This window comes from Nonomuraea sp. NPDC001684, from assembly GCF_053596515.1.
On record NZ_JBSFGJ010000792.1, the window covers coordinates 1 to 2245 of the forward strand.

Here is a 2245-nt window from a genome sequence, read left to right on the forward strand (position 1 = left end):
TGGCGGGAGTGGTTCGTCAGCGTTTGGGGGTGTTGGGTGTGGGGGTGGGTGAGGCGTTGCGGATCGCCGCGGTCATCGGCCGCGCATTCGACCCGGGGCTCGTCTGCACGGTGGGTGGGATTCCGCTCGACACGTTCGACGAGGCGGTCGAGGCCGGACTGGTCGCCCTCTGCCCCGACTCGGGCGGCGACTGCCTGATCTTCATCCATGACCTGGTGCGCGAGAGTCTCGTCAACGACATTCCGCCCCTTCGCAAGGCCGCCCTGCACCGCGCGGTCATGGCCGCGTTGTCCGCCCGTCCAGGGACCGACGTGGAGACGATCGCCTACCACGCGGTCGAGGCCGGGCCCGCCGCCTACCAGGACGCCATCCACTGGGCGACGGCGGCCGCCGAGCAGGCGGGGCGGCGGCTCGCCTACCAGGAGGCCGCCGCCTGGTGGGGCAGGGCCGTCGCCGCGCACGGCGCCGCCACGGGCGACCCGGAGGCGCATGTCGAGTTGCTGCTGCGCCAAATCCACGCCCTGCTGGAGGCGGGGGACGTGATCGGGGCGCGGCAGGTCAGGGAGGAGGCCGTACGGGCCGCCGACCGGGGGCGTCCGGGCTCGGGCCTGACCGCCCGGGCGCTGACCGCGTTCGGCGCGCCCGCGATCTGGGAGCTGCGCGACCCCTACAAGGCGGCCGAACCGTGGCTCGTGCACCATTTCACGACCGCGCTGCACGAGCTTCCCGACGGGGACTCACCGCTGCGCGTCCTGCTACTGGCAGGTCTGGCCCAGGAGCTCTACGGCAGCGGCGATCCCCGCGGCGACGAGCTCTCGGCGCGCGCGGTGGAGACGGCCCGGCGTCTCGGCGACCCGCGGGTGCTGATGCGCGCGCTGAACGCCCGGCATCTGGCCGTCCCCCAGCCGCTGCACGTGCCGGAGCTGTCGGCGCTGGCCGACGAGCTGCACGATCTGGCGGTGACCGCCCGGGCGCCCGGGTACGAGCTGCTGGCCCAGATGATGCGCACCCACTACCGGCTGGACCTGTTCGACGTGGCCGGCGCCGACCGGGCCGCGGCCGGATGCGAGCGCCTGCTGGAACGGCGTCCGCTGCCCTGGCCGCGTTTCCAGCACACGATGTGGCGGGCCGGCCGGCTCGTCCTGGACGGCAGGTTCGACGCGGCCGAAGAGCTGTACGCCGAGGCCGGGCGCCAGGCCCAACGCGTCGGCATGTGGTACGCCGAAGGGGTCGTGGTCGCCGGACGGCTCATGCTGAGCTGGTGCGAGGGCACCATCGCCGGGGCCGGGCGGCTCATCGACACGATCACGGGCATCCATCCGTCGCTGGACCACGATGCCCGCGTCCTGCAGCTGTGCGCGGCCGGCCACGTCGGGGAGGCGCGCGCGCTCGCGGCCGGAGGGTGGCCGTCGCCGCCCTCGGACTGGTCGTGGCTGGCGATGACGTGTCTTCAGGGAGCGGCGCAGGCGGCGGTCGGCGACGTCCCGGCGTGCCGCGACACCTACGCGCGGATGTCGCCGTACGGCGGGCGGCTCGTGGCCGGAGCCGGGATAGCCGGGCTGGGGCCGGTTGACTGGTATTTGGCCCTGCTGGCCTCCGCCCTGGGCGACCACGAGGGCGCCGCCGCTCATCTGTCGGTCCTGGCAGAGCAGGCCGAGCTAAACGGCCTGACGTGGTGGCGCGACCGGGCCAGAGCGGTGGCGAGCACCGGCGTGCCGGGTCTGCCTCTCGGCGCGACCTGCCGGTGATCGGCCGGGCCGTGAGCGGGCCGCACGGCCCGCGCTGATCCGGTCGGCCCGCTCCGAGTCGGTGCCTGCCGTGAGATCCCAGAGGATCCGGCGGGTCCTCTCGGTGCCCGGTGTCGCACTGCCGAAAACCCCCTCGATCGTTCCGGCCGCGTGCCGGGCATCCCTCCGGCGGTGGATGCGCGCGCTTTACGACACGATCTACGGTTCTGCCCCAAGGATCACGATCGCGCAGGAGGCGTGGGGTGGAGTTCCGGGTTCTGGGTCCGGTGGAGGTCTACGACGACGATGGCCGGCGGGTCGAGGTGGGCGGCCCACGCCAGCGGGCCGTGCTCGCCCGGCTCCTCGTCTCCCAGGGAGGCGTGGTCTCCACCCAGACCCTCATCGAGGACGTGTACGGGAGCACACCGCCGGTGACGGCGTTGCCGACGGTGCAGTCGTATGTGTCGCATTTGCGGCGGGCGATTGAGCGTGATCGGCCTGCGCGGTCGCGGCCGAGG

The 2245-nt window shown here is 73.7% G+C and carries 2 protein-coding genes; both read left to right on the forward strand.

All coding sequences use genetic code 11. The features are described 5' to 3' along the window. The first annotated feature begins 29 nt into the window (after positions 1–29). Positions 30–1748 carry a hypothetical protein gene (locus ACWCSD_RS51785; RefSeq protein ID WP_397166827.1) on the forward strand — a complete coding sequence of 573 codons (1719 nt, stop codon included), beginning with the start codon at positions 30–32 and terminating at the stop codon, positions 1746–1748. A gap of 242 nt (positions 1749–1990) precedes the next feature. After that, positions 1991–2245, forward strand: a 255-nt coding sequence (locus tag ACWCSD_RS51790) for an AfsR/SARP family transcriptional regulator (RefSeq protein ID WP_397166828.1), incomplete at its 3' end; no start/stop codon positions are given.